Source organism: Micromonospora sp. NBC_01655, assembly GCF_026339755.1.
GTDB lineage: Bacteria > Actinomycetota > Actinomycetes > Mycobacteriales > Micromonosporaceae > Micromonospora.
The window spans coordinates 7,036,406-7,060,549 of record NZ_JAPEQF010000001.1 but is presented as its reverse complement, the minus strand read 5'-3'; the positions used below and the strand labels follow the sequence as shown (position 1 = coordinate 7,060,549).

At 73.9% G+C, this 24,144-nt stretch carries 26 protein-coding genes; 16 read left to right on the top strand and 10 right to left on the bottom strand.

Features of this window, described 5'->3' with window-relative positions; translation table 11 throughout:
• Positions 1-49: 49 nt before the first annotated feature.
• On the top strand, positions 50-784 hold the full coding sequence (locus tag OOK41_RS31245; protein WP_266267657.1) for a TIGR03089 family protein: 735 nt from the start codon (positions 50-52) through the stop codon (positions 782-784).
• Positions 785-1,062: 278 nt separating this feature from the next.
• Positions 1,063-2,025, top strand: a complete 963-nt coding sequence (locus tag OOK41_RS31240) for a zinc metalloprotease (protein ID WP_266267656.1) — start codon at positions 1,063-1,065, stop codon at positions 2,023-2,025.
• A gap of 104 nt (positions 2,026-2,129) precedes the next feature.
• Here OOK41_RS31240 and OOK41_RS31235 read toward each other — a convergent pair whose 3' ends face one another.
• Together OOK41_RS31235 and OOK41_RS31230 are read right to left on the bottom strand one after the other, a co-directional pair.
• Positions 2,130-2,393, bottom strand: coding sequence for a hypothetical protein (locus OOK41_RS31235; RefSeq protein ID WP_266267655.1), 264 nt, complete (start codon positions 2,391-2,393; stop codon positions 2,130-2,132).
• Positions 2,390-2,653, bottom strand: a complete 264-nt coding sequence (locus tag OOK41_RS31230; RefSeq protein ID WP_266267654.1) for a DivIVA domain-containing protein — start codon at positions 2,651-2,653, stop codon at positions 2,390-2,392. The genes OOK41_RS31235 and OOK41_RS31230 overlap by 4 nt, the downstream gene beginning before the upstream one ends.
• A gap of 244 nt (positions 2,654-2,897) precedes the next feature.
• Here OOK41_RS31230 and OOK41_RS31225 point away from each other — a divergent pair, with 244 nt between their 5' ends.
• From OOK41_RS31225 to OOK41_RS31215, 3 genes are all read left to right on the top strand, one after another.
• A complete protein-coding gene (locus OOK41_RS31225) occupies positions 2,898-3,107 on the top strand; it encodes a winged helix-turn-helix domain-containing protein (protein WP_117668563.1) in 210 nt (69 codons plus the stop codon).
• A gap of 18 nt (positions 3,108-3,125) precedes the next feature.
• Positions 3,126-3,281, top strand: a complete 156-nt coding sequence (locus OOK41_RS31220; RefSeq protein ID WP_266267653.1) for a hypothetical protein — start codon at positions 3,126-3,128, stop codon at positions 3,279-3,281.
• Positions 3,282-3,371: 90 nt separating this feature from the next.
• Positions 3,372-4,253, top strand: a complete 882-nt coding sequence (locus OOK41_RS31215; protein WP_243639583.1) for an N-acetyltransferase — start codon at positions 3,372-3,374, stop codon at positions 4,251-4,253.
• 91 nt (positions 4,254-4,344) lie between these two features.
• On the opposite strand, the gene OOK41_RS31210 is transcribed toward OOK41_RS31215, so the two are convergent.
• Positions 4,345-6,024 (bottom strand): DNA repair helicase XPB, encoded by a 1,680-nt coding sequence (locus tag OOK41_RS31210; protein WP_266267652.1) that lies wholly within the window; start codon positions 6,022-6,024, stop codon positions 4,345-4,347.
• Positions 6,025-6,196: 172 nt separating this feature from the next.
• Between OOK41_RS31210 and OOK41_RS31205 the strand changes: the two genes are divergently transcribed.
• Together OOK41_RS31205 and OOK41_RS31200 are read left to right on the top strand one after the other, a co-directional pair.
• Positions 6,197-7,075 carry a L,D-transpeptidase family protein gene (locus OOK41_RS31205; RefSeq protein ID WP_266267651.1) on the top strand — a complete coding sequence of 293 codons (879 nt, stop codon included), beginning with the start codon at positions 6,197-6,199 and terminating at the stop codon, positions 7,073-7,075.
• A gap of 93 nt (positions 7,076-7,168) precedes the next feature.
• Positions 7,169-7,405: a hypothetical protein gene (locus OOK41_RS31200; RefSeq protein ID WP_266267650.1), complete on the top strand. Its 237-nt coding sequence runs from the start codon at positions 7,169-7,171 to the stop codon at positions 7,403-7,405.
• A 35-nt stretch (positions 7,406-7,440) separates the two neighbouring features.
• Here the strand turns inward: OOK41_RS31200 and OOK41_RS31195 are convergent, their stop codons facing one another.
• Positions 7,441-9,900 (bottom strand): helicase-associated domain-containing protein, encoded by a 2,460-nt coding sequence (locus OOK41_RS31195; protein ID WP_266267649.1) that lies wholly within the window; start codon positions 9,898-9,900, stop codon positions 7,441-7,443.
• Between the two features lie 84 nt (positions 9,901-9,984).
• Here OOK41_RS31195 and OOK41_RS31190 point away from each other — a divergent pair, with 84 nt between their 5' ends.
• A complete protein-coding gene (locus OOK41_RS31190; RefSeq protein WP_266267648.1) occupies positions 9,985-10,608 on the top strand; it encodes an HAD family hydrolase in 624 nt (207 codons plus the stop codon).
• Positions 10,609-10,636: 28 nt separating this feature from the next.
• The gene (locus tag OOK41_RS31185) at positions 10,637-11,023 is read left to right on the top strand and encodes a cold-shock protein (RefSeq protein ID WP_091244711.1); all 387 of its coding nucleotides are present in this window, start codon (positions 10,637-10,639) and stop codon (positions 11,021-11,023) included.
• Here OOK41_RS31185 and OOK41_RS31180 read toward each other — a convergent pair.
• Positions 10,984-11,850 (bottom strand): 1,4-dihydroxy-6-naphthoate synthase, encoded by an 867-nt coding sequence (locus tag OOK41_RS31180; protein ID WP_266267647.1) that lies wholly within the window; start codon positions 11,848-11,850, stop codon positions 10,984-10,986. The two genes, OOK41_RS31185 and OOK41_RS31180, sit on opposite strands and share 40 nt — an antisense overlap.
• Before the next feature lie 836 nt (positions 11,851-12,686).
• Between OOK41_RS31180 and OOK41_RS31175 the strand changes: the two genes are divergently transcribed.
• Positions 12,687-13,532, top strand: a complete 846-nt coding sequence (locus OOK41_RS31175; protein ID WP_243639585.1) for a helix-turn-helix transcriptional regulator — start codon at positions 12,687-12,689, stop codon at positions 13,530-13,532.
• Between the two features lie 79 nt (positions 13,533-13,611).
• On the opposite strand, the gene OOK41_RS31170 is transcribed toward OOK41_RS31175, so the two are convergent.
• Both OOK41_RS31170 and OOK41_RS31165 read right to left on the bottom strand, forming a co-directional pair.
• On the bottom strand, positions 13,612-14,295 hold the full coding sequence (locus OOK41_RS31170) for a futalosine hydrolase (protein WP_117668607.1): 684 nt from the start codon (positions 14,293-14,295) through the stop codon (positions 13,612-13,614).
• Positions 14,296-14,330: 35 nt separating this feature from the next.
• Positions 14,331-15,962, bottom strand: coding sequence for an MFS transporter (locus tag OOK41_RS31165; protein WP_117668570.1), 1,632 nt, complete (start codon positions 15,960-15,962; stop codon positions 14,331-14,333).
• An 88-nt stretch (positions 15,963-16,050) separates the two neighbouring features.
• Here OOK41_RS31165 and OOK41_RS31160 point away from each other — a divergent pair, with 88 nt between their 5' ends.
• Positions 16,051-16,890: a DUF3027 domain-containing protein gene (locus OOK41_RS31160; RefSeq protein ID WP_266267646.1), complete on the top strand. Its 840-nt coding sequence runs from the start codon at positions 16,051-16,053 to the stop codon at positions 16,888-16,890.
• Positions 16,891-16,900: 10 nt separating this feature from the next.
• Here the strand turns inward: OOK41_RS31160 and OOK41_RS31155 are convergent, their stop codons facing one another.
• Entirely contained in the window at positions 16,901-17,179 is a 279-nt protein-coding gene (locus OOK41_RS31155) for a DUF2530 domain-containing protein (protein WP_117668572.1), read from the bottom strand.
• 89 nt (positions 17,180-17,268) lie between these two features.
• Between OOK41_RS31155 and OOK41_RS31150 the strand changes: the two genes are divergently transcribed.
• The 5 genes from OOK41_RS31150 to thpR all read left to right on the top strand — a co-directional run bounded on the left by OOK41_RS31150 (position 17,269) and on the right by thpR (position 21,903).
• Positions 17,269-18,747, top strand: a complete 1,479-nt coding sequence (locus tag OOK41_RS31150; protein ID WP_266267645.1) for an NCS2 family permease — start codon at positions 17,269-17,271, stop codon at positions 18,745-18,747.
• A 127-nt stretch (positions 18,748-18,874) separates the two neighbouring features.
• Positions 18,875-19,324 (top strand): MarR family winged helix-turn-helix transcriptional regulator, encoded by a 450-nt coding sequence (locus OOK41_RS31145; protein WP_207892733.1) that lies wholly within the window; start codon positions 18,875-18,877, stop codon positions 19,322-19,324.
• Between the two features lie 72 nt (positions 19,325-19,396).
• Positions 19,397-20,677 carry an MFS transporter gene (locus OOK41_RS31140; RefSeq protein WP_266267644.1) on the top strand — a complete coding sequence of 427 codons (1,281 nt, stop codon included), beginning with the start codon at positions 19,397-19,399 and terminating at the stop codon, positions 20,675-20,677.
• Between the two features lie 124 nt (positions 20,678-20,801).
• A complete protein-coding gene (locus tag OOK41_RS31135; protein ID WP_266267643.1) occupies positions 20,802-21,311 on the top strand; it encodes a hypothetical protein in 510 nt (169 codons plus the stop codon).
• 13 nt (positions 21,312-21,324) lie between these two features.
• Entirely contained in the window at positions 21,325-21,903 is a 579-nt protein-coding gene (gene thpR, locus OOK41_RS31130; protein WP_266267642.1) for an RNA 2',3'-cyclic phosphodiesterase, read from the top strand.
• A gap of 67 nt (positions 21,904-21,970) precedes the next feature.
• Here thpR and OOK41_RS31125 read toward each other — a convergent pair whose 3' ends face one another.
• Positions 21,971-22,957: an aldo/keto reductase gene (locus OOK41_RS31125; protein WP_266267641.1), complete on the bottom strand. Its 987-nt coding sequence runs from the start codon at positions 22,955-22,957 to the stop codon at positions 21,971-21,973.
• 85 nt (positions 22,958-23,042) lie between these two features.
• Positions 23,043-24,131: a septation protein SepH gene (gene sepH, locus OOK41_RS31120; RefSeq protein WP_117668577.1), complete on the bottom strand. Its 1,089-nt coding sequence runs from the start codon at positions 24,129-24,131 to the stop codon at positions 23,043-23,045.
• Between the last annotated feature and the right edge of the window lie 13 nt (positions 24,132-24,144).

The window sequence follows — 24,144 nt, the reverse complement described above, 5'->3', positions numbered from 1 at the left end:
CGGGGACGGTGGTCGGCGGAGGGGGTGTCCGATGGGACCAGGTCTTGCCATGTCCCGGCCGGAAGGTGTGACCGAGGGGGCCGACCGGCCGCTGCTCACCTTCTGTGACGGCGCGACGGGTGAGCGCACCGAGCTGACCGCGACCGAGCTGGGCGGCTGGGCCGCGCGCACTGCCGCCCTGCTGCGCGACGGCTGCGGGCTGGACGTCGGCGACCGGGCGGCGGTGCTGCTGCCGGCGCACTGGCAGACCGCCGCCGTGCTGCTCGGCGCGTGGTCGATCGGGGTGGCGGTGTCGTTCCGGCCGAGGGCGACGGCCGGCCTGCCGGTGCTCGGGCCCGGCGCCGACGAGCCGCTGGACGCGGTATTCGCGTCCTGGGCGCGGCTGGACGACTGGCTGGAGAACGTCCCCGAGGGGCGGCACCGCTTCGTGCTGGGCCTCGGCGACCCCCGTGCCGAGGTGCCCGACGGGTGGCGGGACTTCCTGCCCGAGGTGCGCCGGCACGGCGACGCCCCGCCCGCGTACGCGGCGGTCCACCCGTCGTTCGCGGCGACGCCCGACGGGACGAGCTACCACGCGTGGGGCGAGCTCGCCCGGCACATCGCCGACTCGCTGGACCTGCGCCCCGGCGACCGGCTGCTGGTCGACGCGGCGGAGCACGAGGAGCCGGTGAAGTGGCTGCTCGCGCCGCTGGTCGCGGGTGCGTCGGTGGTGGTCTGCGCCAACCTCGACCCGGCCCGGCGGGACGCGCTGATCGCCGCCGAGGGGGTCACGAAGGTGCTGTGAGTCCGTGGTCGACCCGGGTGACGCGTGCGCGGTTCCCGGCGTGCGGGAGACCGCCGATGCGCCGTCCACCGGGTCGATAGGGCGAGGGGCGATTTAGTGGGAAGGACGGTAAACAGCGCTCCTCGGACGCCTGCCGTTACATGACGCCAAGCCTGTTCCCCAGGTCTGTCGTCGGCGCCACCGACGTGGTCTCATACCGGAACGACGACGCCATCGACCTGGTCATGGCAACCTCGCGTCGATCAGCACCGCTTCCATCCCCTCTGAAAGGTGCACCGATGCACAGGAGATCGACCTTCCGACTGGCAGTCCTCACCGCCACCGCTGCGACGTTCCTGACGTCCGGTGGCGCCTACGGCGCGGTGGGCGTGGCGGCGCCCGCGACCGTCTCCCCGGGCGTCGCGGTGTGTGAGCCGGGTGCCGAGGGGTCCAGCGCGGCCCGGGTCAGCGAGGGCGCCACCGCACAGGAGCCGGAGCTGTACTCCAAGAACGAGGCGAAAGCCTACGGCGTGATCAAGGATGGCGCGCGCCTGCCCAACGGCAGCGTCACCGTGCCGACGGTCTTCCACATGATTTCCGACCACCCCCTCAGCGCGGCCGAGACCAACCGGTGGAACACCCTGATCGCGGCGCAGATGACCGTGCTCAACGACTCGTACGCCGGCCGCACCGCCGCGGACGCCTCCGACACGCCGTTCCGGTTCTCGCTCGTCGACACGACGTGGACGGTGAACAGCGACTGGTACACGGTCGTGCCGGGCAAGAACGAGCGGGACATGAAGAAGGCGCTGTACACCGGCGACTCCGAGACCCTCAACGTGTACGCGGCGAACATCGGCGACGGGCTCCTCGGCTGGGCGTACTTCCCGAAGGGCTACAACAACGGCCGGGACTACATCGACGGCGTGGTGATGCTCGACGAGTCGATGCCGGGCGGGACGGCCGGCAAGTACGCCCTCGGTGACACGCTGACGCACGAGGTCGGGCACTGGCTGATGCTGGAGCACACCTTCGCGCACGGGTGCTCCGCTTCCGGCGACTTCGTCGCGGACACCCCGCGGGAGGCTGCGCCGCAGTTCAACTGCCCGGCGGGCGCGGACACCTGCACCGCACCCGGGCTGGACCCGATCCACAACTTCATGGACTACACGCAGGATTCCTGCATGAACATGTTCACGCCGGGCCAGGCGGACCGGATGAGCGACGCCTGGGTGGCGTTCCGGGCCGGCGGCGCCGGGTAACCGAGCCTTGCTGAGGGTTGGCGGACCGCAGGCGGCGGCCCGCCAACCCCTTTCCCTTTCGAGGCCGGGCGTGCCTGGCACGACCATCTGAACCCCGGCCGGCCTCACCGACGGAGCCAGGGCACCCGCCGCGAGCAGGGGGCGGTGTGGTCGACCGGCAGCGCACACCGCGCGCCGCCGGGTAGTAGCCGGTCGCAGAAGACCCAGTGGCGTACGTGCTGCTCGTCCTCGGCCGAGACCGTCACCCCGCCCGGCTCGACGCGGGCGCTGAGTCGGGCCAGCACCCGGGCAGCCGTACGGGCGAAGATCCGCGCCCGGAGCAGGTCGGGCGCGGTGATCGGCAGGTGGATCACCCAGCGGTCCGTCATCGGTACCGGTGCTTTTCGGACTGGCTGCTCTGCCACGTGTGCAGCGCCCGCCGGATGCGTACGTTCTCCTCCCGTACCGCGACCACGACGGCCTGTGCGACGGCCAACTCGTCGGCGACCTCGTGCAGGAACGCGCGGATCTCGAACGGGTCGAGCCCGTGCCGGCGGACGGTGAACCGCCGGTCGCGGATCTGCGCGGGGCGCAGCGGTTGCCTCGTTCTCTCCTGTCGGCCGGTCAGCCAACGGATCAGGTGGCGCACGGGGACCGCCCTTCGTCGGGTTCACGTCGAAGTGGAGGGGCGGCCCCCGTGCCAACCGACCGCAGCAGCACCGCATCACCGACAGCGACGCTATCGCCACTGATTCACCTATGTCAAGCATGTCTCTGAGTTATCTGCCCACCTATGTCATTGGCGCTACGTGTGTTGCCTGTGTCGTGATTGTTGATCGATACTGGGCGGGCCAACCGACTGCAAGGGGCCCGATGTGCCTATTCCGCCCACGATGGACGAGCTGCTCGAGGATCTCCTGAAGAAGATCAAGAACGGAACCTATCCGCCTGGATCTCAGCTCCCGTCCGGGCGGGATCTGGCGGACGTGTATGACGTATCGCAGTCCACGATCAGCAGGGCGGTGGCGACACTGCGGGAGCAGGGTGTGCTGGTCGGCCGTCCGGGTCGCGGTGTCTTCGTCGCGGAGTCCTCCCGGCCCTGATCAACGGAGAAGTGCCACGTGGAGCGGACCACTGTCCCGGCGGTCACGGCGACCGTTCCGTCCCCGGCCGCGACGGTCGGTGACGCCGACCATCCACTGTTCACCTTCCGTGACGACGCCACCGGTGAGCGCGTCGACCTGACCGCCGCCGAGGGGATCACCCGGGCGCTCTGAGTGCCGTTGGGCCGGCCGGAAACCCTTTGACTCCACCGGGCTCCGCGACGCCTACTTTCTCTCGGCGAACAGGACGAGGAAGGGATCCCGGTGGACCGGACGGACATGGGCGTGGACGCCCTCACCTGGGGGGATGTCGGCGAGCAGCACCTCCCGGCGCTCACGGAGCTGGCCGAGGGATGCCTGGTCGCCGACGGAGGGCTGCCGCTGTTCGCCCGTCCCCCGTTGCTGCGGGCCCGGCTGTTGCAGACTCGTACCCTCGGTGCCTGGCACGATGGCCGCCTGGTCGCGGCCGTCGGCGTGGGCACCGGCCGGGAGCCGGCCACCAGCACCGGCCTGGTGCATCCGGGCTGGCGCGGGCGGGGTCTCGGCGGTCGGCTGCTGGACTGGGCAGGCGAGCAGGCCGGGGGCGCCGAGCTGCTGCTGACCACCGAGTCCTGGAGCCCTGGCGCGGACGCCCTGCTCGTGGCGCGCGGCTTCGAGCGGACCTTTGTCGAGTGGGTGCTGCGGCACGACCTCGCCGCCCTGCCGGACGTGCCGTCGCCCGCCGGGGTGCGCACCGGGCCGGTGGTCCGGGAGGCCGGCCCCGAGCTGTTCGAGACGTACCGGGCGTCCTTCGCCGACCGACCCGGATTCCGGGCGCCCGAGGCCGAGGAGTGGCTGGGCGAGCTGCGGGACGACGACGGGTACCGGCCGGACCTGTCGCTGATCGCCCGCGGTCCCGACGGCGCCGCCGTCGGCTTCCTCAACGTCATCGACAACTGGGTCGACCAGGTGGGCGTGGTCCCCGGCTGGCGGCAGCGGCGGGTCGGGGCGCACCTGGTGGCCGTCGCGCTGCGGTCGCTGGCCGCTGACGGCGCCGGGGAGGCGTGGCTCTGCGTCAACGACGACAACCCGGCCGCCGTGCTGTATCGGGGGCTCGGGTTCCGCGACGCAGGCCGCCGCGCCCGCTACCTGCGCCGCAGCCCCTGAAGCGGTCGGCCGGGCGGTCGCGGCCGGCGACGGCCGGCGACGAGCGGTGACGGCCCGGCTCGCGAGTCGACGGACGGCCCGGCCGGCGTGGTCAGTCGACCGAGGGCAGCGACGGGCCGAGGATGTCGTCGGCGTCGACGATCGTGTACGCGTACCCCTGCTCGGCGAGGAAGCGTTGCCGGTGGGCCGCGTACTCGGTGTCGATGGTGTCCCGGGAGACGACCGTGTAGAAGTGCGCCTGCCGGCCGTCGGACTTCGGCCGCAGCACCCGGCCGAGCCGCTGCGCCTCCTCCTGCCGGGAGCCGAACGTGCCGGACACCTGGATCGCCACCGCCGCCTCGGGCAGGTCGATGGAGAAGTTGCCGACCTTCGAGATGACCAGGGTGCGGACCTCGCCGGAGCGGAACGCGTCGAACAGCCGCTCCCGCTCCTTGTTGGTCGTCGAGCCCTGCACGATCGGGGCGTCCAGGTACTCGCCGAGCTGGTGGAGCTGCTCGATGTACCCGCCGATCACCAGCACCTGGTCGTCCGGGTGCCGGTCGACCAGCGCCTTCACCACCGGCAGTTTGGTGCGGGCGGTCGCCGCCATCCGGTAGCGCTCCTCGGGCTCCGCCGTCGCGTACGCCATCCGCTCCGTGTCGGTGAGGGTCACCCGCACCTCGGTGCACTCGGCCGGGGCGATCCAGCCCTGCGACTCGATGTCCTTCCACGGCGCGTCGTACCGCTTCGGGCCGATCAGGCTGAACACGTCGCCCTCCCGGCCGTCCTCGCGTACCAATGTCGCCGTGAGGCCGAGCCGGCGGCGGGCCTGGAGGTCGGCCGTGAACCGGAAGATCGGCGCGGGCAGCAGGTGCACCTCGTCGTAGACGACCAGGCCCCAGTCGCGGGCGGAGAACAGGTCCAGGTGGGTGAACGCGCCGCCGCGCCGCGCGGTGAGCACCTGGTACGTGGCGATGGTGACCGGGCGGATCTCCTTGCGCTCGCCCGAGTACTCGCCGATCTCGTCCTCGGTCAGCGAGGTGCGGGCGATCAGCTCCCGCTTCCACTGCCGGCCGGCCACGGTGTTGGTGACCAGGATCAGCGTGGTCGCCTTCGCCTCGGCCATCGCCGCCGCCCCGACCAGCGTCTTGCCCGCGCCGCAGGGGAGCACCACCACGCCCGACCCGCCGGCCCAGAACGCCTCGACCGCCTCCCGCTGGTACGACCGCAGCGTCCACGGCTTCCCGCCGTCCTTGCCGGCCTCGGCCAGCTCGATCGGGTGGGCCTCCCCGTCGACGTACCCGGCCAGGTCCTCCGCCGGCCAGCCGAGCTTCAGCAGCGCCTGCTTGAGCCGGCCCCGCTCGGACGGGTGCACCGCGATCGTGTCGTCGTCCAGCTTCGCGCCGAGCATCCCGGCGAGCTTCTTGCTCTTGGCGACCTCGATCAGCACCATCCGGTCCAGCGCGCGCAGCACCAGGCCGTGCGCCGGGTCGTTGGCGAGTTGCAGCCGGCCGTACCGGTCCATCGTCTCGGCCACGTCGACCAGCAGCGCGTGCGGCACCGGGTAGCGGGAGTACTTGAGCAGCGAGTCCACCACGCCCTCGGCGTCGTGGCCGGCGGCCCGCGCGTTCCACAGCCCCAGCGGCGTCAACCGGTACGTGTGCACGTGCTCGGGGGAGCGCTCCAGCTCGGCGAACGGGGCGATCGCCATCCGGCAGGCCTGGGCGTCGGGGTGATCGATCTCCAGCAGCAGGGTCTTGTCCGACTGCACGATCAGTGGTCCACCGCTCACGCCAGCGCCTCTCCTCGCCCGGTCGCCGGCCGCCTCGCGGGCGTCTTGGTCACCCCGGGCCGACCATCCAGTCTTGCACGGAAGCGGATGAGGGCAGAAAATCGGACACCTGGTGCAACCCATTCCGGTACGTCCGGCGTCTAGCAGAGGGACGACCACCCCGGGAGGCCTCATGAGACAGGTTCCGTTCACTGCCCGGGTTGTCGCCCTGGCCGTGGTCACGCTGGTCGGCGTCGGTGCGTGCACGCCCGATCGGCAGGCCGACCCGGGTGGCCGTGGAGGAGGGCTCGCCCAGGTCGGCTCGGTCGAACAGGGAACGGGGGCGGGCGGTTCGTCCGGCCCCGACCAGCGGACCCGGCCGAAGCCCACCCCGACGAAGGCGAAGCCGAAACCCCGGCCGACGCCGAAGCCGACCCGCACGGCGGCCCCCGAGCGGACCGCGCCGACGCGGGCCGCCGGCTGCCCGCAGGGCGAGCACCAGCGCGAGGTGGAGACGTATCTCGCCCGGCTGGGCGGGTTCGGGCGGGTGACCGTGGACGGCCGCCAGTCCGCCGCCGACTGCGCCGCGATCAAGAAGTTCCAGCAGCGGTACGACATCCGCCCGGCCGCCGGCCGCGCCGGCCCCACCACGTACGACGTGTCGAAGCGGTTGGCCACCACCGACACCCGCCGGTGCAAGGCCGGGTCCTCCGGCACCACCTTCTGCATCGACCTCACCCGGCAGACCACCTGGGCGGTGCGCGGCGGGAAGGTCGTCTGGGGCCCGACGGTGACCCGGACCGGCATGCCGGGGTACGCCACCCCCGCCGGCACCTACAAGATCAATTACCGGAACCTGAAGGAGTGGTCCGACCCGTACGAGGTGTGGCTGCCGTACTGGCAGCACTTCACCCAGGGGATGGGCTACCACCAGACCACCACCTACCTGCACGACAAGTCGATCGGCTCGCACGGCTGCGTGAACCTGCTCCCCGCCGACGCCCGCCGGGCGTGGGAGCTGGGCAAGGTCGGCAGCCGGGTGGTCCTCTTCGGCCGCCGCCCCGGCACCTGACCGCCCGGCCCGCCCGAGATCCGTCCGGCCCGAGATCCGCCCCGGCACCCGATCCGTCCGGAACCCGACCAGCCCGGCTCCGAGGAGGCGGCGATGAGCGTCGACCACGAGATGGCAGCCGAGGACGATCCCGTGCCCGGCATCGCGGTCACCGTGGTCACCGTGGTCGGCTATGGGCTCGCCGCCGTCGTCCTCGTCGCCTGGTTCCTGTACGGCTGGCTGGTCCAGCGGCAGGGCTTCGTCGCCTCGGTCGGCGAGTCCGCCGGGGCGGGGTTCGCCCTGCTGCTGGCCGTCTCCGTGGTGGGCACCGTGCGGCGCAGCCGCCGCTGACCGGGCACGCTGCCTCGACCGGGGACGGTGTGCGGTCAGCCGTCCAGGACCGCCGCGGTGATCCGGTGCAGCGCGAAGGTGTGCAGCATCTCCGTCCGCTCGTCCTCGGCCCGCAGGTAGCCCGCACCGATCGACACCGGACGGAGCAGCCGCGACGCGGTCGCCCCGTGCGCGTCGACGTACCCCACCCAGACCAGCGCCTTGTCCCGGACCGCCTGCTGGAGCACGGCGAGCGCGTCACTGTGGCCGTGCGCCGGCGTCGGACCGGAGCGGGCCGCCCCGCCGCGCACCACCGCCGGGGCCCGCCGGGCCGCCCGCGCCGCCGCCTCGCCCCGGCGGATCTGCTCCACGACGCCCAGCAGTCGCGGCACGGCCAGCTTCGGGGACGCCAGCGGGTCGACCGTCCGGGCGACCGGCGCCCGTCCCGGGGCCCGCCGGGTCTTCGGCCGGGCCAGCACCGCCGCGCCCGAGGCATCCTCCGGCACCGGGGCGTACCCGGCGTCGCGCAGCGCCATCAGCATCCGGTTCACCTGGTACGGGGTGGCCAGCACCGTCGGGGCCAGCCGGCGGAACGCCAGCGACTCCAGCCGCCGGTCGGCCAGCACCTCGGCGAGCAGCGCCTCGTCGTCGCTGCGCACGTACCCGCCGGCGGAGCCGACCCGCAGCCCGCCGTGCTTGCGGGCCACGTCGTCCACCAGGTACGTCAGCCCCTGCGGGACCGGGGTGCGGGAACGGCGACGGAACAGGGCGTGCAGGTCGTCGGCCGAGTACCCGGCGTCCAGGGCCCGGCGCACGCTCGCCGTGCTGACCCGGTGCACGCTCGCCCCGCCCGCCGACTCGTGCTCGGCCACCACCTCCAGCTCGCCGGCCAGCGCCGGGTCGGGCGGGCCGGGCACCACCACGGTCAGGTCCGCCTGCACCAGGAAGTGGTCGACGGGGGCGGGCAGCAGGGCGTCCAGCGCCCGCACCGCGGTGGACGCGGCGCCGTCTTCCGCGTCCGCGTGCAGCCCGAGCGGGTCGTCCGACCCCCGCTCGTCGGCGTCGGTCACGTCGGCCAGCAGCAGCCGCCCGTACGAGGTGAGCGCCCCCAGCCCGGTCACCCCGAGCCGGGCGGCCTCCGCCAGCACCTCCCGGTGCGCGGCCTCCCGGCCCCGGCTGCGCCGGGGTGCCCGCCAGTCGAGCAGCCCCAGCACCTCCTCCGGGGTCGGGGCGGTGGCCGGCTCCAGGTCGGTCAGCACCGACAGCACGGCCCGGCGGGCGGCGGGTGCACCGGCCCGTTCCGCCTCGGCCGAGAGCACGGAGATCGGCCGGTCCCGGTCGTCCCGCTGCCCGACCAGGCCGGCCTGCCGGGTCATCACCAGCCACGCCCGGGCCAGTTGGGCCCAGCGCTGGGCCAGCGACATGGCCTGCCACACCTCGTACCCGCCGGTGGGCAGGATCTGTTGGTCCGCGCCGTACCGGGTGGTCGCGGCCCCGGTCAGCTCCAGCTCGCCGGCCAGCCCGGCCGCGTACGCCACCTCCAGCAGGAGGGCGGCGGTCGGGTCGTCCACGCCGAGGGACTTGGCCAGCCGGCGCAGGTCACGCACCCCGACCCCGCCCGAGCGCAGCACCGGCGGCGGCTCGGCGGACAGCAGCTCCAGCAGCGCCTCGGTGTGCCGGACCACCTCCATGGTCTGCCCGGCCCCGGCCGAGTCGACGGCCTTCGCCTCGCGTGGCGTGGCGGACACCGGCGGGGGGCTGGTGCGCACCGGACCGAGCGGGCCGGTGTCCCGGCGCAGCAACAGGCCCACCTCGCGGGGCAGCTCCACGGTGCCGGCGGAGACCAGCACCAGCAGCCGGTTGTCCACCAGCCAGCGCACCGGCGAGCCGGTCGGCGCGCCGCCGTTCGTCGGATCGGGCGGGACGCTGTCCTCGGCGCCCAGCGGCGGAGCCTGGAGCGCGCCCGGGGGCACGCTGCCCACCGGCGGCCCGGCGGCCAGCCTGTCGAGGATCGCCCGGGCCGACGGCGGCGCGGCCAGCAGCGCGCGGCGCAGCTTCGCCGGGTCCGCGCAGAGGGCGGCCGTGCGCGGGTCCAGCTCCGCCGCCGGCCGGCCCAGCCCCGCCGGGTACGGCGAGACCTCGTCCACGCCGCCCACCACGCGGAGCGCGTGCTCCGGCCCGTACAACAGGAACAGTGCGCGCAGCTTGTTGACCGCGCCCCGGATGGTGGCCGGGGCCGGCGGGCGGGGGCCGGCGGTGGCCATGGCGAGCACCGCCTCCGTGGCGGTGGCGCCGTCGAGCGGGTCCCGGGTCAGCCGGGCCGCGTCGAGGATCTGGAGGGTGAACTGGTCCAGCCCGTCCAGGGCCCGGGCCACCGAGACCCGGGACTGGGCCCGGATCGCGAGCGCGGACACGTCGGCCGGCACGGGCACGACGAGGTCCGGCCGTAGCTGGAGCAGGGCGGCCAGGGACTCGTCGGGCAGCGTCCGCAGGTGGTCGGCGAGTGAGATGGTCATCGTCGTTCCACGCTAGCCCGCTTCGGGGCCCGCGCGCCCCTCGGACGTCCGGCTCGGCCGGTGATGGGCGGGTACGTTCTCGGGATGCCCCCTCTGACGGTCGGTTTCGACCTCGACATGACCCTGGTCGACTCGCGCCCCGGCATCGCCGCGACCTACCGGGCGCTCACCGCGCTCACCGGCATGCCCGTGGACGCCGACGCGGCGGTGTCCCGGCTCGGCCCGCCGCTGCGGGTGGAGATCGCCCGCTGGTTCCCGCCCGAGCGGGTCGAGTCGGCCGTCGAGGCGTACCGGGAGCTGTATCCGGCGTACGCGATCACCCCGACCCTGCCGATGCCCGGCGCGGTCGCGGCGATCGCGGCCGTGCACGCCCACGGTGGCCGGGTCCTGGTGGTCACCTCCAAGATCGGCCGGCTTGCCCGGCTGCACCTGGACCACCTCGGGCTGGCCGTGGACGAGCTGGCCGGCGACCTGTTCGCCGAGGAGAAGGCGACGGCGTTGCGCGAGCACGGTGCGACCCTGTACGTCGGTGACCACGTGGCCGACATGGTCGCCGCCGGGGCGGCCGACATCCCGGGCGTGGCCGTGGCCACCGGCCCCTGCCCGGCCGAGGACCTGCGCTCCGCCGGGGCTCACCTCGTGCTGGACGACCTCACCGGATTCCCGGCGGCGCTCGACCGCATGATCCGGCTAGCCTTGCAGCAGTAGACGTCTCAAGTGAAGCAGGGGTTTTCAGGTGCCGACGGGTCGAGTGAAGTGGTATGACGCGGCCAAGGGATACGGGTTCGTCACCAGTGACGAGGGTGGCGACGTGTTCCTGCCCAAGGGCGCGCTACCGGCGGGCGTCACCGACCTCAAGGGTGGCCAACGGGTCGACTTCAGCGTGGTGGACAGCCGCCGGGGCGCCCAGGCGATGGGGGTCAAGCTGTTGGACGCTCCGCCCTCCATGGCGGAGCTGCGCCGCCGGCCGGCGGAGGAGCTACACGGCCTCGTCGAGGACATGATCAAGGTGCTGGAGGCGAAGGTGCAGCCGGACCTGCGGCGGGGCCGCTTCCCGGACAGGAAGACCGCGCAGAAGGTCGCTCAGCTCGTCCACGCGGTGGCGAGCGAGCTGGAGGTCTGAGGTACGAGCCCGGCGTCGGCAGCCCGGCCCAGCAGCGCCTCCACGGCGGCGAACCCCGCGTCCCCCAGGTCCGCGGTGAACTCGTTGACGTAGAGGGCGATGTGCCGGTCCACCACGCCGGGCTCCATCTCCTGGGCGTGCGCGAGCACGTACTCCCGGCTGGCATCCGGGTCGGCCCACGCCTGACGGACCGACTCGCGGATCCACCCGGCCGCCTCGACCGGGTCGACCACCCCCTTGCGGGCCAGGATCGCGCCGAGCGGGATCGGCAGCCCCGTCTCGCCCTCCCACCACTCGCCGAGGTCCACCAGAGCGGTCAGTCCGTGCCGGGGGTACGTGAACCGCGCCTCGTGGATCACCAAGCCGGCGTCGTACCGCCCGGCCGCCACCCCGGGCATGATCTCGTGGAACGGGACCACCTCGATGCGTGCGGGCGGCCGGTTGGCCGACCAGAGCCGGAACAGCAGGTACGCCGTGGTCCGGTCCCCGGGCACCGCGACCGTCGCACCGGCCAGGTCGGTACGGCCCGACCGTTCGGCCTGGTCGGCCTGGTCAGCCCGGTCGCCGCAGGTCAGCACCAGCGGCCCGCAGCCTCGGCCGAGCGCGCCACCACAGGGCAGCAGGTGGTAGTCGTCCAGCAGCCAGGGCAGCGCCGCGTAGCTCACCTTCACCAGGTCGAACGCCCCCCGCTCGGCGGCGGTGTTGGTCACGTCCACGTCGGCGTACGTCACCTCGACCGGCGGGGCGCCGGGCACCCGGCCGTGCACCAGAGCGTCGAAGACGAACGTGTCGTTGGGGCAAGGCGAGATCGCCAGGGAGAGCGCCACGTCCCCACCGTATCCCCGCCCCCACCGCCGCGCCCCGGCCCGCCCCACCGCTGTGACCCGCCCCGCCCTGGCGAACGGCCCAGCAACTGCGGCCTCAGAGGGCTCCGGCCCTAGGGTCCCGCCTTCAGGTTTGCGCCTCCGAGCTTCCGGCCTCGGAGTTGCCCCTCCGGACCCCGTCCTGTCGGTCCGCTGCCGGCCCGGTGCGGCCTGGCCAGGCGCGGTGCGGTGCGGTGCGGTGCGGCCCAGCGTGTTCCGGCGCGGCGCGGGCGCGGCGTGGTCCGGCGCGGCCCGGTCCGGCGCGGCGTGGTCCGGCGTGGTCCTGCGTGGTCCGTTGTGGTCCGGCGTGGTCCGGCGCGGTGCGGCGTGGTCCGGCGCGGTGCGGGGCGGCCCGGCGTGGTCCGGCGCGGTGCGGCGTGGTCCGGCGCGGTGCGGGGCGGCCCGGCGCGGCCCGGCCAGGCGCGGCGCGACGTGGCTCCCGCAGCGGAAGCGCACTCCTGCTGCCTATGGAGCTGATGTCGTCAACGACTCAGCCGGGTGGGCGACCAGCGCCCTGCCCGGGGCGGTGATGTCGTCAATGACTCAGCTCCAAAGCGTCCTCGGCAGAGGTCCTTTCCCCAGGCGGACGAGGTTATCCACAGGTTGTCCACAGTTGGGCGGGGTCTGTTGAGGGGCGGGCGGGACGACGGCAGCATCGGGATGTGGGCGGCTGGAGGAAGAACGTGGGCGACCTGAGGGACCCGATGAACCTGAAGGATCCAACGAAGCCAGGGGAGCCAAAGAAGCCAGGGGAACCAGGGGAGTCTGAGGGGCCGGGGGAGTCTGGAGAAGAGGAGCCGGTGGACCTGGGTGGCCTGCTCCGCGCATTGCGTCGGCGGGCGGACCTGAGCCAACGCGGGCTGGCCGAGAGGTCCGGGGTGCCTCAGGCGACGCTGGCGCGTATCGAGGCTGGGCGGGCGGCTGACCCGCGGTTCCGTACGGTGGAGCGGCTCGTGCGGGCGGCCGGTGGCCGGCTGGCGATCGGGGCGCCGGACGTCCACGGTCCCGACGGGCCGCCCGACGAGGTGGTGGCGGTGCCGGGGGTGCCGCACGACGGGATGCGGGACGAGGCGGGGCGGCGGTACCCGGCGCACCTGGACGTCTGGGAGGTGCACGACCCCAGGGACTGGCCGGGCGCCTGGTGGGCGGAGTGGTACAAGCTGCCACCGGAGCGGTTCCCGCGACCGGTGCCGGCTGCGACGTACGAGCTGAGCCGCCGCTACCGGGACCAGCGCCGGTGGGCCGACCGGATCCGCCGCGAGGTGGCGGTGCGCCAGGTCACCGACGAGGGCCTGCCCTCGACGTGCTGGCGGTTCGTGGCGGAGCTGCCCGACGGCCGGGTGCTCGGCGAGCTGCGGGCGCACGAACGCAGCCCTCGCCTGCTGTACGGCGACCTGATCGATGCCGGGGAACGGGAGATCGTGCTGGACGGGGTCCTGGTGACCGGGGCGTGTCGCCGGCTCGGCATCGGGCGGCGGCTGGTGGAGGCGCTCACCGCGGAGATGGACCGAACGGGGCTTCGCGTGGCGCACGCCGTCGCCGACTTCGGGGGCGTCGATCTGTTGCTGGCCTGCGGGTACCAGTTGGAGCCGAGCCGGCCCTATGCGCTTCGCCTCGACCGCTCGCCGCCCCGGTGGGCGTGCTGAGGGCCCTGACCCAGCCCAGCGCGGTCCCCTGACCCAGCCCAGCGCGGTCCCCTGATCCAGCCCAGCGCGGTCCCCTGATTCAGCGCAGCGCGGCGGTGGCCGCCGTGAGGGCGGCGAACGCCTCACGAAGCCGCCAGGAGGCGCGGTCGCGGGGGCCGATCGGGTTGGAGACGGTGCGCAGCTCGGCGAACGGCAGGCCGGCCTGGGCGGCGGCGACCGCCACCCCGTACCCCTCCATGGCCTCGGCCACCGCGTCCGGATGCCGGTTGGCCAGGGCCTCGGTGCCGGCGGCGGTGCCGGTCACCGTGCTGACGGTGAGCACCGCGCCCACGGTCGCCCCGGGCAGGGCGGCGCGCAGCGCGGCGAGTAGCCCCGGGTCGGCGGGCACGGTGCTGCCGCCGCCGAGCAACTCGGGCGGCATGCCCAGCTCGTCCACCGGGATGAAGCCCTCGGGTGACTCGGCGCCGAGGTCCGCGGCGACGCTGCGGGTGGCGAGCACCGTTCCGCCGACCGGCACCCGCCCGACGAAGCCGCCGGCGATCCCCGCGCTGACCACCGCCCGGTACGGGCGGCCGGCGGCCTCGGCGAGCGCGAGCAGCCGGGCGGTGGCCGCCCCGGCGACGGCCGGTCCCACCCCGACCGGCACGACGGTGACCTCCGGGCCCGGCGGCGTCGCCGGCGATCCGGCACGGCTCGGCGCGGGGGCCGGGAGGCCGGCGCGGACTGCCTCGGCCTCGGCCGGCACCGCGGTCACCACGAGCAGTGCCCCGGGGGCGGTCCGCGCGGCGGTCGAGCCGGTCACGACACCGGGCCCCGGGGCTCCCGGCGGGTCTCGTCGTCGGCCCCGCCCGGGCCGCCGGAGCCGGCGACGGCGGAGGAGGGCCGGTAGATGTGGTACCCGGGTGGAGCCAGGGCCGGGTCGTCGGCCGGATCGGCGTCGGGACCCCGGGCCGGGGCGGGTGAGGTCGGGGCTACGCCCGCCGCCGTGTCGTCGGCGTCGGGCGGGTCCGGAGTCGCCTCCTCGGCCAGCTCGTCGTCGCCGAGCGGGCGGCCGACCAGCCGCTCGTCGCGCAGCTTCCCGGCGACGTACGCGCCCCGGGCGGCGGCGAGCACGCCGACCCCGGCGGCGACGGCGATGCCGAGTCGCCCGTCGAACGGGACCAGGCCGAGGCCGCCGCCGGCCACGAAGGCCAGCATCAGCGCCGTCTCGGAGTGGGCGAACGAACTGGCCCGCAGCCGCTCCGGGATGCGCTCCTGGATGGAGGCGTCGACCGCCAGCTTCGACACCCCGCTGGCCAGCGCGGCGACCAGGCAGAGCAGGGCCACCATCGGCAGCGAGAACTGGATGGTGGCCAGGACGGCCGTGCCGGCCACGATGACCATGCTGCTGGACTGGATCGCGGTGGGTCGGTGGATGCGCAGCCGGGTGCCGACCGCCGTGGCCAGGAAGGTGCCCACCGCGAGCGCCCCGCCGACCAGGCCGAGCGCCACCTCCGCGCCCAGGTTCCGGCCGAAGAAGTCGGTGGTCAGGTCGCCCTTCTTCAGCGCGAACGCGAGGAAGAGCAGCAGGAAGCCGTACACCGCGCGGGGCAGGGCCGCGCCGATCAGGGTGGCGATGACGAGTCGGCCGGCCGGGCGACCGCGCCCCAGCGGGCGGTCCCCGGCGGCCCGCCGGCCGAGCGAGCGCAGCGGGCGGGGGACGCGCTCGGGTGGGTCCGAGTCCGCCCGGGGCGGCAGCCGCAGCGCGATCACCATGCCGACCAGGAAGATCACCGAGGCGACCCGGAGCGGCCACTGCGGGCCGAACCAGAACGCGGCCAGCCCGATCGGGGCGACCAGCCCGCCGGCCACGGTGCCGTAGACGCTGGCCCGGGCGCCCACCTGGGACAGCCCGAGCCCCTCCGGCAGCAGCCGGGGCACCGCCGCCGAGCGGGCCACCCCGTACGCCCGGGAGAGTGCGAGCACCCCGAAGGCCGCCGGGTAGAGGCCGAAGCCGTTCATGTGGTCGGAGATCATCCAGGCGAGGAAGGCCCGGCCGAGCATGGTGGCGGCGAGCGCGTACCGCCGGCCGTGCCGGAAGTGGTCCAGCAGCGGGCCGACCACCGGCGCGAGCATGGCGAACGGCACCATCGTGACCAGCAGGTACAGCGCCACCTTGCTGCGCGCCTCGCCCAGCGGCACCTCGAAGAAGATCGTGCCGGCGAGCCCGATCGCGATCAGGGTGTCCCCCGCACAGGAGACCGCGTGCAGGTCGAACAGGCGCACCATGCCGACCTCGCCGCCGGCGCCCCTGGTCCGGGCCGAGCCGGCCCGGCGGGTCATCCAGCGCCCGCCCCGCGCGGAGCCGCGCAGGAGCAGGCGGACGGCGCGGATGCCGGTGCCGACGGTCCGCCCGAGTAGGGACCGCTCGGAGCGGGAGAACAACGGCATGTGCACCATCCTCGCCCATGCACCCCACCCCCGCGCCACCACCACCGGAGAACACGCTCCGGGGAGTGCCTGTCGGTCGTTGCCGCGCATGGGGGACAATGGTCGGGTGACCAGGCCCGCCTCCGCCCGTGCCGCCCGCCTCGACCAGGTCTGCGCCGCCGCCGTCGAGGTGGCCCGCGACGCAATCACCGAGGTGGAGCCCTCCGACATCGGCGATCACCTCCAGGCCGTCGCCGAGGCCGACCGGCTCGTCACCCACTACTTCGAGTGCCGGCTGCCCGGTTACCGGGGCTGGCGGTGGGCGGTGACGGTGACCCGGGTGCCGCGCAGCCGCAAGGTCACCATCTGCGAGACGGTCCTGCTGCCCGGCCCGGATGCGCTGCTCGCCCCCGGCTGGCTGCCCTGGCAGGAGCGGCTCAAGCCGGGCGACCTCGGCCCCGGCGACCTGCTGCCCACTCCGCCGGACGACGAGCGGCTCGTTCCAGGGTACGTGCTCTCCGACGACCCGGCCGTCGACGAGACCGCCTGGGAGTTCGGCCTCGGCCGGCCCCGGGTGCTCTCCCGCGAGGGACGCGCCGAGGCCGCCCAGCGCTGGTACGACGGCGACCACGGGCCCGACGCGCCGATCTCCACGGCCGCCCCGGCCGCCGCCCGCTGCGGCACCTGCGGCTTCTACCTGCCGCTGGCCGGCGCGCTGCGGCAGGTCTTCGGCGCGTGCGGCAACTTCTACGCCCCGGACGACGGCCGGGTGGTCAGCGCCGACCACGGCTGCGGCGCGCACTCGGAGACCCTGGTCGAGACGCCCGACAGCCCGGTCGACGAACTGCCAACGGTGTACGACGACAGCGCGGTCGAGGCGATGTCGGTGAGCCGGGCCCCGGGCTCGGTGGAGGCGGCGGAGCCGGCCGAGCCGTACGGCCACCCCTGACCGGTCGGCGTCAGCGGCCGGCGTCCTCCGGCCGGACGGCCTGAGCCGTCGCGCGGCGGCGACGCCGGTTGGCGTCGTGGCGCATCATCACCGCGAGACCGGGAAAGCCCCAGAGGAATCCGGCCAGGCAGGTCCAGAGCCAGTCCTGACGGCCGTGCTCGGTGAGCCAGTTCCGGAAGAAGATCAGCAGCACCAGACCGGCCACCGCCCAGACCGCCAGCCCGGCGACCGCGAACGGCACCATCGGCGGGTCGAGCGGCTCGGGTCGCGGCGGTTGCTCCTGTCGCACGGGGGCAAGCGTACGCGATCAACTTTTGCAGGTGGCCGGTGATCTGCGACGATGCGCGCGACACACGGAAGATCACCTGCGAGGACCTGATGGCGATTGCGCCGCCGTACAAGAGCAATGCACCCGATCCCGGCCACCCCCGTAACGGTTTCGACCGGTTCTTCGAGATCACCGCTCGGGGCTCGACGCCGAGCCGTGAGGTCCGTGGTGGTCTGGCGACCTTCTTCACGATGGCGTACATCGTGGTGCTCAACCCGCTGATCCTCGGCGGCGCCGTCGACGGCGACGGCAAGAAGCTGGCCATCCCCGCGCTGGCCGCCGCCACCGCGCTGGTCGCCGGCCTGATGACCATCCTGATGGGGGTCGTCGGCCGGTTCCCGATCGCGCTGGCCGCCGGCCTGGGCGTGAACGCGCTGGTCGCGTACGAGATCGCCCCGCAGATGACCTGGGCCGACGCGATGGGCCTGGTGGTGATCGAGGGTGTGCTCATCGCGATCCTGGTGCTCACCGGCCTGCGTACGGCGGTGTTCCGCTCGGTGCCCACCCAGCTGAAGACCGCGATCGGCGTCGGCATCGGCCTCTTCCTGACCATCATCGGCCTGGTCGACGCCGGCTTCGTCCGTCGGATCCCGGACGTGGCGAACACCACCGTCCCGGTCGGGCTCGGCATCAACGGCAAGATCGTTAGCTGGCCGATGGCGGTCTTCGTGGTGGGCCTGCTGATCACCCTGGTGCTGGTGGTCCGCCGGGTCCGGGGCGCGATCCTGATCGGCATCCTCGCCACGACCGTGCTGGCGATCATCGTGGAGGCGGTGGCCAAGGTCGGCCCGTCCTTCGTCAACGGCAAGCCCAACCCGCACGGCTGGTCCCTGAACGTGCCGGAGCTGCCGAACAAGATCGTGGATGTCCCCGACCTGTCGTTGCTGGGCAACTTCAACGTGCTGAACTCCTGGGGCCGGGTCGGCTGGCTGGTCCCGCTGATGTTCGTCTTCACCCTGCTGATCACGGACTTCTTCGACACCATGGGCACCATGGTCGCGATCGGCCAGGAGGGGGACATGCTCGACGAGCGGGGCACCCCGCCGCGGGCCAAGGAGATCCTGCTGGTCGACTCGATCGCCGCGGCGGCGGGTGGCGCGGCGAGCGTCTCCAGCAACACGTCGTACATCGAGAGTGCCGCCGGTGTGGCGGAGGGCGCCCGGACCGGCGTGGCCAACCTGGTCACCGGCGGACTGTTCCTGCTCGCGATGTTCCTCGCGCCGCTGTCCCTGGTGGTGCCGTTCGAGGCGGCGTCCACGGCGCTGGTGGTGGTCGGCTTCCTGATGATGACCGCGGTGCGGACCATCGACTGGACCGACTACGAGATCGCCATCCCGGCGTTCCTCACCATCGCCCTGATGCCGTTCACGTACTCGATCTCCAACGGCATCGGCGCGGGCGTCATCTCCTTCGTCGTGCTCAAGCTGGCGAAGGGTAAGGCCCGGGAGGTCCACCCCCTGCTGTACGGGGTGGCCGCGCTATTCGTGCTGTACTTCCTGCGCGGGCCGATCGAGTCCGCCGTGCTCTGACGACCCGTCGTGGTCGGCCGGGCCGGGGCATCCGAATCGGGCACCCCGGCCCTTCGGACATGAACTCCCTGGTGAGCATGGTCATATCGGATGTCCTTAGCCAGGCTTATTAGCTAGGCTAACTAACGTGACGGAGCGGACGGTGACGGCGAAACGCGTGCCACCGGCGCAGCTGGCCCCCCAGTTGCGTGATGCGATCACCCGGCTCAACCGACGGGTCCGACAGGCCCGCCCGGTGGGCGACCTGACGGTCACCCAGCTCAGCGCGCTCACCAGCCTCCGGCTGGCGGGCGCACTGACGCCCCGGGAACTGGCCGACGTCGAACGGGTGCAACCGCCGACGATGACCAAGATCGTCGGAAAGTTGGAGGAGCGCGGCCTCGTGCGGCGCACTCCCCACCCGACCGACGGTCGACAGGTCATCCTCTCGGCGACCGAGGGGGGACGGGCCGTGCTCGAACAGTTCGAGCGGGCCCGTAACGAGTGGCTGGCCCACCGGCTGGCCGAGCTCACCGAGTCCGACCGGGAGACGCTGCGGCAGGCCGCCGAGATCCTTCAGCAGCTCGCCCGCGCCTGACCTCGTCCCGCGCCACCGCGCCCGCGCCGTCCGCCGTCGATGACGCGTACGACCGAGGGAGGCGCTTTCAGGGTGCAGGCCAAGCTGAGCACGATGTTCCAGTCACTGCAGGTCCGTAACTACCGGCTCTTCGCGTCCGGGCAGCTGATCAAACTGATCGGCGTCTGGATGATGTTCATCGCCCAGGACTGGCTCGTCCTTCAGCTCTCGGACGACTCCGCCACCGCGCTCGGTGTCGTCACCGCACTCCAGTTCGCCCCGGTGCTGCTGCTCACCCTGATCTCCGGGCGGCTCGCCGACCGGTACGACAAGCGCCTGCTGCTGTTCGTCGCGAACGTGTTCTGGACGGTGCTGGCGTTCGGGATGAGCCTGCTGGTGTTCACCGGCCTGGTGGAACTCTGGCACGTCTTCGTCTTCGCCGCCCTGCTCGGCGTCTCGAACGCGGTGGAGACCCCGGTGCGGCAGGCGTTCGTCTCCGAACTCGTCGGCACCCCGCTGCTGCCCAACGCGTTGTCGCTCAACTCCGCCGTGTTCAACTCGGCCCGGATCGTCGGCCCGGCCGTGGCCGGCCTGGCCATCGCCGTCGTGGACGTCGGCCCGGTGTTCCTGTTCACCGCGGTCAGCTCGCTGGCCCCGCTGGCCAACGTGGTCCGGATGCGTCCCGCCGAGCTGTACCGCAAGGACCTGCTGCCGGTCGGCGAGCGGGACTCCGCCCGGGTGGTCGACGGGCTGCGGTACGTCGCCCGCCGCCCCGACCTGCTGCTGCCGATGGCGGTGATGTCGGTGATCGGGATGAGCCTGTTCAACTTCCAGCTCACCCTGGCCGCGCTGGCCAAGACCGTGTTCAAGACCGGGGCCGCCTCGTTCGGCCTGTTCAGCACCGCCCTGGCCGTCGGCGCGCTGGTCGGTGCGCTGGCTGGAACCGGGCGGCGCAGCCGCCCCTCGGTCTGGGTGGTGCTCGGCGCGGCGGTCGGCTGTGCCGTCTTCGGCACCCTGGTCGGGCTCGCCCCGGCGTACTGGCTGGTGGTGACGCTGCTGCTGCCCGCCGGGTTCTTCATGGTGTTCTTCGCGCAGGCCGCCAACCAGCGGGTTCAGCTCGGCACCGACGCCGCGTTCCGGGGCCGGGTCATGGCGCTGTGGGTGTTCGTCTTCCTCGGCACCAACCCGGTCGGCGCCCCGCTGATCGGGTGGGTGGCCGAGACCTTCGGCGCCGGGGCGAGCATCTGGATCGGCGGGCTGATCTCGCTGGCCACCGCGCTGCTGGCGCTCGCCTGGCAGCTACGCCGCTCGGGTGCCCGGCTGCGCCTGCGGATGCTCCCGATGCCCCGCTTCTACGTCGTCTCCCCGGAGTGACGGAAGGTCCCCTTTCGGCCGCCTCGGGCGGGCCGGGGGCCTTCCGGCGGGCGGGAAAAAATCGACTGGCCTGGATGTCAAGATTCCGGTAGCGGTCCGGAGCGCGGGGGCTTAGCGTCGATGCGTGGAGGTAGGCCGCGCAGTGCCCCTTGCCCTGGCGATCGTCGCTGTCGCGAGTCTGCCGGCCGCCTTCGCGCTGCTCTTCTGCGCCGACGAGATCATCGACCGGGTCGTCTGCGGGTACGCCGAGTGGCGTGAACGCCGCCGGGAACGCCGCACCATCGCCCGGCTGGACCGGGCCGTCGAGGCCGACTCGCTCACCCGGGACATCGACCTCACCGAGTTCGACCGGGCCGACCGCCGGTCCCTCCAGGAGATCGCCGCCGGCCTGCGCCGCTTCGCGCAGCACCGGGTCAACCCGGGTGGCCGGGCCGTGGTCTGGCACGCCGCGGTGGTCGACGCGTACGACGAGCACCTGCGGGCGGCCTGCCGGTGCCTGGGGCTCACCGAGCACCTGGGCGAGCTGGAGGGCGTCGATCGGCAGATCGAGCGGGTCCGGGTCGAGGGGATGCTGCACGCCGCCGGGCTGACCCTGCCGGCCGCCCGCGCCCCGCACCGCCAGCGGCACCACTGAACGGCGTACCAGGATGCGGTTGTTCGTCGCGGTCTACCCGCCGGCTGCGGCGGTCGCCGACCTGACCGCGCAGGTGGCCCGGCTGCGGATCGGCCGGATGGCGACGTCCGGCACCGATGTCCGGCTCGCCGACCCCGCCGACGCGCACCTCACCCTCGCCTTCCTCGGTGAGGTGGACGCGGGCCGGCTGACCGACGTGGAGAGCGCGCTCGGCATCGCCGCCGAGACGTTCCGGGGCGGCCGGGCCGGCTCACCGGTGCTACGGCTCGGCGGCGGGGGCAGCTTCGGCCAGGGCCGGTTCACGGTGCTCTGGGTGGACGTGCACGGCGAGGTCGACGCGCTCGGCGTCCTGGCCCGGCTGGTCCGGATCGGGCTGCGCCGGGGCCGGCTGCCGCACGACGAGAAGCCGTTCCGCCCGCACCTGACCATCGCCCGGCCCGGCGACCGGGTCGACGGCGCCGACGTGGCCGCCGACCGGGAGGCCCTGCACGACTACCTGGGGCCGCCGTGGCCGGCCACCGAGCTGGTGCTGGTCCGCAGTCACCAGGGCCCCCGACCGACACACGACCGGCTGGCCGCCTGGCCGATCTAGGTGCCCCGCGCCCTGCCGGCGACGGGGCGGCAGGGCACGCCGCCCCACGTCGCCGGTCAGCGGGTGGTCACCAGGCCCAGGCCTCCGGGCCCGGGCCGCCCCTGCCCACCGGCGGGAACAGCTCGTCGAGCCGGGCCAGCGCCGCCTCGTCGAGCCGCACGTCGAGCGCGCCCAGCGACCGGTCGAGCTGGTCGAGGGTGCGCGGCCCGATGATCGGGGCGGTCACCCCCGGCCGGGAGAGCAGCCAGCCGAGCGCCACGTCCGCCGGGTCGTGGCCCAGGTCGGCGCAGAACTTCTCGTACGCCTCGATCGCCGGCCGGTGCTCCGCCAGGCCCTCGGCGGCCCGGCCGCTGGTGCCCCGGGCGGCCCCGCCCTCGGCCATCTTGCGCAGCACGCCGGACAGCAGCCCGCCGTGCAGCGGCGACCAGGGGATGATGCCGAGGCCGTAATGCTGGGCGGCCGGGATCACCTCCAACTCGACGTGGCGGGTCAGCAGGTTGTAGATCGACTGTTCGGAGACGAGGCCGAGGAAGTGGCGCCGGTCCGCCGCCGCCTGCGCCTGGCCGATGTGCCAACCGGCGAAGTTGGACGATCCGACGTAGACGACCTTGCCCTGGGCGACCAGGGTCTCCATCGCCTGCCAGATCTCCTCCCACGGGGTGGCCCGGGAGACGTGGTGCATCTGGTACAGGTCGATGACGTCGGTCTGGAGCCGGCGCAGCGAGTCCTCGCAGGCCCGCACGATGTGCCGGGCCGACAGGCCCTGCTCGTTGGGCCACTCGCCCATCTTGCCGTAGACCTTGGTGGCCAGGACGACCTTCTCCCGCCGGCCGTCGCCCTGGGCGAGCCAGCGGCCGATGATCTGCTCGGTGATCCCCTCGCCGGTCTGCCAGCCGTACACGTTGGCGGTGTCGAAGAAGTTGATGCCGTGTTCCAGCGCCCGGTCCATGATGGCGAAGCTGTCCGGCTCGCTGGTCTGCGGCCCGAAGTTCATGGTGCCGAGGCAGAGCCGGCTCACCGACAGACCGGTGCGTCCCAGATTCGTGTACTCCATGCCGCCCACCCTGCCACGGTGGCACTTCGAGTGCCTCGCCGTTGGCCGGGCGGGTGCGGGGCACGCCGCCCGGCGAACGGGTGGGTCAGGAGGACTCGCGGGCCGCCGGGCCGCTGCCGAACAGGACGTCGTCCCAGCTCGGCAGCCGCTTGCGTGGCTTGCCGGAGGAGTCGGTCGCCTCGGTCCCGCCGGCCGCCGCGGCGGCCGCGCCCGTGCGGCGCGGCCGGAGCACCGCCAGCGAGGGCACGGCCGGGATCTCCTTCGGGGCGTCGGAGTCGTCGTCGAACGCCGAGCCCTGGCCGCCGCCGAGCAGGGCCGCTGCCCCGCCGCCGACCGGCCGCTGCCGGGGTGCCTCGGGCCCGGCCAGCGCCGCCGGCGTGCGCGGCTCCAGGCTGCGCCCGGACGTCGAGCCGAGCGGGCGGTCCAGCGAGGCGAGCAGGGCGTCCCGCCCCGCGCGGATCGGGTCCCGCCCCGGGCGGCCGTGTTCGCCGGCCGCCGCGGGCAGCCCGTGCCCGCCCCGGCCCGGCTCGGCGCGCGACGGGCCGGGCAGCGCGTGGCCGCCCCGCTCCGGCGCCGGCTCCTGCCCGAGGATCGGGGTGGGGCGCTCGGCGCACAGGTACTGCGCCATGTCGTCGTGCGGGGTGACGTGCTGCCGGGTCTTGTCGAGGTCCCACACCGCCTGGGCGGTGGCCTTGCCGGACGGCCAGGTGGCGATGATCCGCCAGGTGCCGTCGTCGCGGCGGTACGCGTCCCAGGAGATCTTCTCGGTGTCGATACCGTGCTGGGCCAACCGGCCGTTGACCACGTCGGCCAGCGGGGTCGGCTTGTCGGCGCCCTTCAGGCGGCTGCGCCGGGCATGCTGGGCGAGCATCGCCCGCTCCTGGAGCACGGGGCCGGCGTAGCGCAGCACCCGGTCGACCGGGACGCCCGCGATGCGGGCCACGTCCTCGGCGGACTCGCCGGAGCGGATCTTGGCCTGGATGTCGCGCGGGGACAGCGACGGCACCAGGTCGGCGGAGGACGGCACCACGGCGAGCGGTGGCGCACCCGGCTCGGCGTGCAGGGCGCCGGCGATGCGCTCGTCGATGGGCAGGGCGAGCAGGCGCCCGACCTCGTCGGCGAGCACCAGAGCCTGGCCGTCCTCGGAGAGGGCGACGAAGCGTACTGGGCGCATGAGCGTTTGCCTC